The following is a 6,223-nucleotide window of genomic DNA, read 5'->3' as shown; positions in this document are numbered from 1 at the left end:
AGCTACCAGGGCCGCTTCTCATCAAACACAAACATCAACACCGCAAACCTCAAAATGGAACTCAAATTCTGAGGATAAATGATCAATTCAGATACAACACATACTGCGCATGATACTATGCCCAGCATCCAACTACAGAAACATAGGAGTCACCTTAGGGTGGGTGGGAGTTGTCCCTTATTCGAAATCTCGGCAAAGAAAAATACCAAATTGCCTATTGGGTTCGTTTGAGTAGCTACTGAATTGAAGATTAGCTCAGACCACTTCTAATTCGTGAGTGAATGGTCATTTTTCCCAATGATAAACAGAGACAGTAAATGGAAGTTTTAGATCAACAAGTACTCGAAGACACTAGTCAACCAGAGAATCCACAGACTCATTTTTCAATTTCTCCGGGATTCGGCGAGCATCTGAGAAAAATGAATGCAAGCATCGCGTTTACTTCCTATCAGTCTGGGCTGTTGTATTGCGTTGGGAGGAAGGATGACGGCGGCGTGAATATCCATCAAACAGCTATCAAAAAACCAATGGGGTTGTGCCTGGATGGTCAACATGGAATGGCCTTGACCGCTTCCTATCAGATAATTCGGTTTGAAAACGTATTAAATGGAGACCAGCGTGCGAACGGCATATTTGACGCATGCTATGTGCCACGGGTCGTTTATGTTACTGGTGAGCTTGATGCGCATGACGTAGGAATAGACGACAACGGCCAAGTGATTTTTGTTAACACGAGGTTTAATTGCCTTGGGCGACCAAACCTACGGCACAGTTTTGAAGAGGTTTGGCGCCCGCCTTTTGTGTCAGAGTTGATTGATGAAGACCGCTGCCATTTAAACGGAATGGCGATTGAGTACGGAAATCCACGTTACGCTACAGCAATCAGCCGTTCAGATACCGTTGATGGTTGGCGAGACCGTCGCTCCAACGGTGGTGTTATAATTGACATTGAGAATGGAGGAGTCGTTTGCAAAGGGTTGTCAATGCCGCATTCCCCCAGAGTACATAACGAAGAGTTGTGGATATTAAACTCGGGTACGGGAGAAATGGGTGTTGTAGAATTTGACAATGACGGCAAAGGAAAATTCAATCCGCGAGTGTTTTGCCCTGGGTTTCTCAGAGGACTGGTGTTTCATGGCAACCATGCGTTTGTAGGTTTGTCAAAGCCTCGCTACAAACGGTTTGAAGGATTGGAGTTAGACCAAAAGCTGAGCGATGCAGACAGCGAACCATGGTGCGGTATTCAAGTAATTGACTTAAACTCGGGAACGTGCGTTGATTGGTTGCGGATCGACGGAGCAGTGGCCGAGCTTTACGACATAGAAATACTGCCAGGTGTCTCCTGTCCAATGGCCCTATCACCAGATTCCGTAGAAGCGGCCAAGTTGATTACATACGAAACCTGCTGATGAAAACACACAGCAGACAATAGGTTGCAAATTGCCCGATCTATCTATTGCGCGCGCGCTCTAAACACTGAGGCCTTAGGCTCAAGAAGTCGGCACGTTTCTTTTGCAGTCTTCGATATTATTTGTTCCCGGTATCAAGATAACACAGTGACCCTATCTACTTGGGATTGGCAGAAATTCGGGGCATCCAAAATTGGTATACTAACTCTAGGCTCAGGACTCATATCCTGAAAATGACGATTGTGGCGACCGTGATGGCAGAGAGAATCAATTTGGGACAGCGATCGTATCGAATTGCAACGCGGCACCAATCCTCGAGCCTGCCGAACATGATCTCTACGCCGTTGCGACGCTTGTGGTAGCTGACGGGTTTCTTGCGCTATTTTCGGCCCGGAATGCAGGCGCGTATCCCTTTGTCTTTCAAAGTTTCTCTGGACCAGTCCGCGTCATAGCCGCGATCTCCCAGCAGTCAATCACCGTTGGGCAAGCTGCTAAGCGGAGTCTTGGCTCCAATGTAACCGTTGACCTGACCGGCAGTCACAAACAGATTGAGCGGACGCCCTTGGCTGTCGAACAATGTGTGCAACTCCGTGTTCATACCGCCTTTGGTTCGTCCGATCAGGGGTTCACATCCCCTTTTTAAGCCCAGACTGGACGCAGTGCGATGGGCTTTGAGGTAAGTGACGTCGATCATGACCGTGGTCTGCTCGCCATGACCAAGTGCCGGACCAACCATCATCTGCGCAAAGATGCGCTTTTCGCTCCAGCACTTCCAACGATTGTACAGACTCGTGTGCGGACCGTATTCCTTGGATGCATCACGACAACGTAACCCATTGCGGTTAAATAATATAATTCCACTGAAGGCACGTCGATCATTGACGCGAGGCTTGCCGAGGGGCTTTGGAAAGAAGGACACAAGATACGGTCATCTGCGAGCCGTATAACCAGAATAGATCAGGCATGTTCACCACTCGTTTTTTGAGCCGTGAATCATGCAGCGCAGCGAAAATCAATAAATCCTGCCCCTAGAGTCGATGGTCTCAAATGAAAAACGATTCTGCGACTCGATGAGACCTGGTGCCTATAAAATTGAGACTGCAAGCTAAGGAAGTCCAGGCAGATTCAGCTTAGATTACGTAGGGTAAACTTTGCAGATAGAAACTTGCTATCCAGTAATCGAACGGCGGACAAAACAGTGACGTGTTATACCGTAAAAGAGGTTGAATTGTATCAACCCGGGTTCGGTGCAATCTTAGAAAGCCTTGGGGCTAAGCGCGAGATTGGTAAGCCTTTAATCTCAATAAATGGAAACGGCAACTCTCAACAACAAAAAATCCCGACAAGGACCTCTTCCGCCATCGACCGATTCACCGCTGGAGAGATACCTTTTTGTAGCGCTCTTAAAATAAATAGAGTGGGCTCATGTTGATGAGTTCTGAAAATCGGGATTTTAAGGCAAGAAGCGGTAAGATCAGCACGGTAAATCTCCCGCCCAATGAGCAATTCCCGTGGTTTGAACGCTTCTACAGGCATTCATCCGTAACACGCGACGGAGAGTTTGATGAACCATTTCCTATTGAGGTGGAGTTTTATCACACCCAATGTGCGCAGTTTTTCAGTTGGTGCTCACCAAAAAGCTGCGAATTTCATCGTGGCAATGAGCGTTTTTTTGAGGATGGGCTCGATTCGATTGATTTGTACGTACACGTTAATGGCAGCGGCCAACAGATAATACGTGGCGATCAACGTGCCATCCAGAGAGGTACGGTAAGCCTTATCGATATGTCGCAGGAGTCAACTTACAAGTTTCATCAGTTCAGGACACTACATATCCAGTTTGACAGACTAAGGTTACTCGAACGTGTGCCTTCGCTTGAAGAATTTCATGGATTTCACTTCTCCTTCACACCACTCGTAAGCGCATTCAGACGCATGGTACTTGAATGCTTCAGACAACTACCCCATGCAAATCAAGAACAAGCTGACATTTTAGGGAAGACAATTGAATACATGGTCGCGGATTTAATGATTTCCGAAAAAGATAGACACCTGGATAGTGTTGAGATATCAGATTCGTCCGTGTTTCGTACTATGCTTGAGCACATTCAGGCTAACTACCACCGAGTCGGCTATTCCGTTGACACTATTGCGCGAGAGATCGGGGTTTCCAAGGCTAAGCTCTACCGGGTTTGCGAGCCGTTCGAAGCGCCTTCAAGTTTGCTCCGACTAGTACGTCTCAGAAAATCAGCTCATATACTCCGGACCAGCCCAAAGACCAACATTGATGTATTGGCTTCCGAAGTGGGGTACTCGGATCGGCAATCATTTACCAGAGCTTTCAAATCGCACTTCAAAGTAAGCCCTAAGGACTTTCGCTCTGGTTGTCACACGGCAGAAAATACTTTTGAACGTGAAGTAGTTATGGGGAACGAGAGAAACGATGCCACCAAAGACTGCTTGGGATTGAAGAGAGAGTGGATAAAATTTCAGCAAGTTCGCTGCCAGCATTTGAGCGCGGATTCCCCTGGCTGTTGAAACCAGGCGCGGGCTAGAATGCCCATCTGTCTCGAAGCTAACACTTGACGGCAAGCGCAACCCTGACTTTCCGCTTCCATTCGGACTGTCACAGACCCCCAAGCGACGCCCTTCAGAATTACCTCATTTCAAATCAAACAGATTTTCAAGGTGCAAAGATCCTAACGTTACAAGATGAAAACTCTCCTGACACGGTCGAACCAATACCCAGTGTTCTTTCTGTGTGCCCAGATGCCCACCTTCTGGGAGGAAACTGTCGTTTCTAAAGATCACAATAGGCGGGTTGGTCGGCCTAGGAATTGCGTTAGCCGTGTGCTTCTTCACCGGCAGCCAAACTTTTCGCCAGTAGTAGTACGTGGCATCGCTGATGCTGGCGCTACTATATACCGAAGTGACGCCACCGCCTACTGCTAGCGTAGTCTCAATCTCATGCAGCAGCTTCAAGTTGTCTTTGCAAGAATTTCACTTCCTCACCATGCCCCACCGATCTCGGTTAATGTAGTGGCACATTTTTCGGGGCTAGGACAACAACGCTCATGACTAATCGCGGGCGGTGTGCATTTAAGCATTGGCCTGAAAGGCTGAGCCAACACCGCCACTCTGCAAAATTCAGTTGATATACAATACTAGAGCAAAAATATAAGAAAAACCTTTGTATTATAAAGAAAAACAAATTTGTATTTATGTTAATTGTGCCTAACCTTGAAGGATCAAATTTCGGGCTAACCGAATCTAACCGTTCACAACAGGGAGGCGTAACAATGCAGTTTTCGAAATTCTGGACTTGCATCTCATGTGCAACTTCGCTTGCCGCACCTTCATTGGCGTGGAACCCGACTTTTCGTATTGGCACAGGCTAAGCCGTTGGAGTCTATTTCGCTTCTAGCGGAAAAGTCGCTAATGGTGTCTAAGTTCGTCTGGGTTCATTTGCCCGCACAATGGGCGACCAATGAGGCGTTTCACGCCCGATCGCGACTACATCAAGATCACCCAGGTAAATCTCAGTTTGCACCGAAAGAAATTGGTTAAGCTGGAGTAACCATTTTTTACAATGACTCACCTGCCTCGACTGAGCTTTGATACCGCCAGCATTGCGCCGGCAGATCGTCTTGACGCAGTTTCTGACCTTTGGCGTAACTATCTTTCTTTCAAGTTTGAACAAAATGCTGGGGTTGACTTCTTCCTAAAGTCAGATGTCTGGTGGTTTGGCGATTGTACTTTTGTGCACTCCTTTGCTGCACCTATGATATGCGCTCGACCCGCTCCGCCAGAGGATGAGTCGCTGATTTCGATATCGCTATTGAAGCAAGGCTACCAAAACTATGTCTTGAATGATGAGTTGAAGAGTCAGACACCCGATGCCGTGCATATAAGTCGACACGGTGATCAGACACTCAGGCATTGTCATACAGATAGTGAGATACTCATTCTATATGTTCCGTTTAGACGAATGGATTTGCCCCCGGACCGGGTGATCTCTAGCCAAAGAATGTCCACAAGTTTACCTGTTGGAGCGGTGCTACGTTCTATGCTTCTGAGTTTGAGGGAAACTCTGAGCAGCTGCACAATTGCAGAGGGGGAGATTGTGGCTGATGGCATCTGCTCGTTTCTGGAACCACTTCTGTTGGGGGATGCCGCTGGTATTGAGACAGCGGTGGCAAGTGACTTGCGACTCGCTACAATCCAGCGTTTCATAAAAGACAACATTAGGAATCCTACTCTGGATTCCGACCTGCTTTGTCAAAAGTTTAGTATGTCGCGCGCAACACTCTACAGGCTATTCAAAGAGGCAGGTGGTGTAATGGAGTATATAGGGAAACGTCGTTCCCAGGTTATTATGTCCGAGTTGTCACGTTCTTCTCCGCGGTGGGGACTGGTTCGAACGGTTGCGGAGAGTTACGGCTTTCAAGACATGACTCAGTTTACTCGGACATTTCGTCGCCACACAGGAGTGACCCCCGGCAGTATTGTAGGGAAACTGCCGCCAGCATCTCCAAGCTTCGAAAACGTAGTGCACGAGGGAAACGCGAGTGTCGTCAACAAAGCGCTGGTCATCTCCAATCCGACATACGAATTTTCAGATGTAACCTGAGAGATTCCGATTGAGTTGGATTGAGCCTTATTGATGTGTCCAACGCAATGCTATTTTTGACAGATGTTTCGCAAACATTTGGATCAGGTTGGCTTCCTGGGCCCGGCACTTGTGTGGTCCCATAATCCACATTAGCTCAGTGGTGTCAGAGGGGGCGAGTGCACGTTGGGATCCTGAATTGATC

Annotated in this window: 3 protein-coding genes and 1 pseudogene; 3 read left to right on the top strand and 1 reads right to left on the bottom strand. The window is 47.6% G+C overall.

All coding sequences use genetic code 11. From position 1 onward, the window contains the following. Window positions 1-317: 317 nt before the first annotated feature. On the top strand, window positions 318-1,409 hold the full coding sequence (locus ACR0BU_RS24375; RefSeq protein ID WP_480739506.1) for a TIGR03032 family protein: 1,092 nt from the start codon (window positions 318-320) through the stop codon (window positions 1,407-1,409). A 220-nt stretch (window positions 1,410-1,629) separates the two neighbouring features. On the opposite strand, the pseudogene ACR0BU_RS24370 reads toward ACR0BU_RS24375, so the two are convergent. After that, window positions 1,630-2,374, bottom strand: a pseudogene (locus ACR0BU_RS24370) (IS5 family transposase). 460 nt (window positions 2,375-2,834) lie between these two features. On the opposite strand from ACR0BU_RS24370, the gene ACR0BU_RS24365 reads away from it, so the two are divergent. Together ACR0BU_RS24365 and ACR0BU_RS24360 are read left to right on the top strand one after the other, a co-directional pair. Further along, on the top strand, window positions 2,835-3,947 hold the full coding sequence (locus ACR0BU_RS24365) for a helix-turn-helix domain-containing protein (protein ID WP_480739504.1): 1,113 nt from the start codon (window positions 2,835-2,837) through the stop codon (window positions 3,945-3,947). A 1,051-nt stretch (window positions 3,948-4,998) separates the two neighbouring features. Next, window positions 4,999-6,039: an AraC family transcriptional regulator gene (locus tag ACR0BU_RS24360; RefSeq protein ID WP_480739502.1), complete on the top strand. Its 1,041-nt coding sequence runs from the start codon at window positions 4,999-5,001 to the stop codon at window positions 6,037-6,039. Window positions 6,040-6,223: the final 184 nt, after the last annotated feature.

Source organism: Ruegeria sp. CK2 (genome assembly GCF_056536585.1).
This window is presented reverse-complemented; position numbering and strand designations above follow the sequence as displayed.

Excerpts from the sequence above, each read along its gene's own strand:
- ACR0BU_RS24375 (WP_480739506.1), top strand. The coding sequence starts at position 318 with ATGGAAGTTTTAGATCAACAAGTACTCGAAGACACTAGTCAACCAGAG.
- ACR0BU_RS24365 (WP_480739504.1), top strand. The coding sequence starts at position 2,835 with ATGTTGATGAGTTCTGAAAATCGGGATTTTAAGGCAAGAAGCGGTAAG.
- ACR0BU_RS24360 (WP_480739502.1), top strand. The coding sequence starts at position 4,999 with ATGACTCACCTGCCTCGACTGAGCTTTGATACCGCCAGCATTGCGCCG.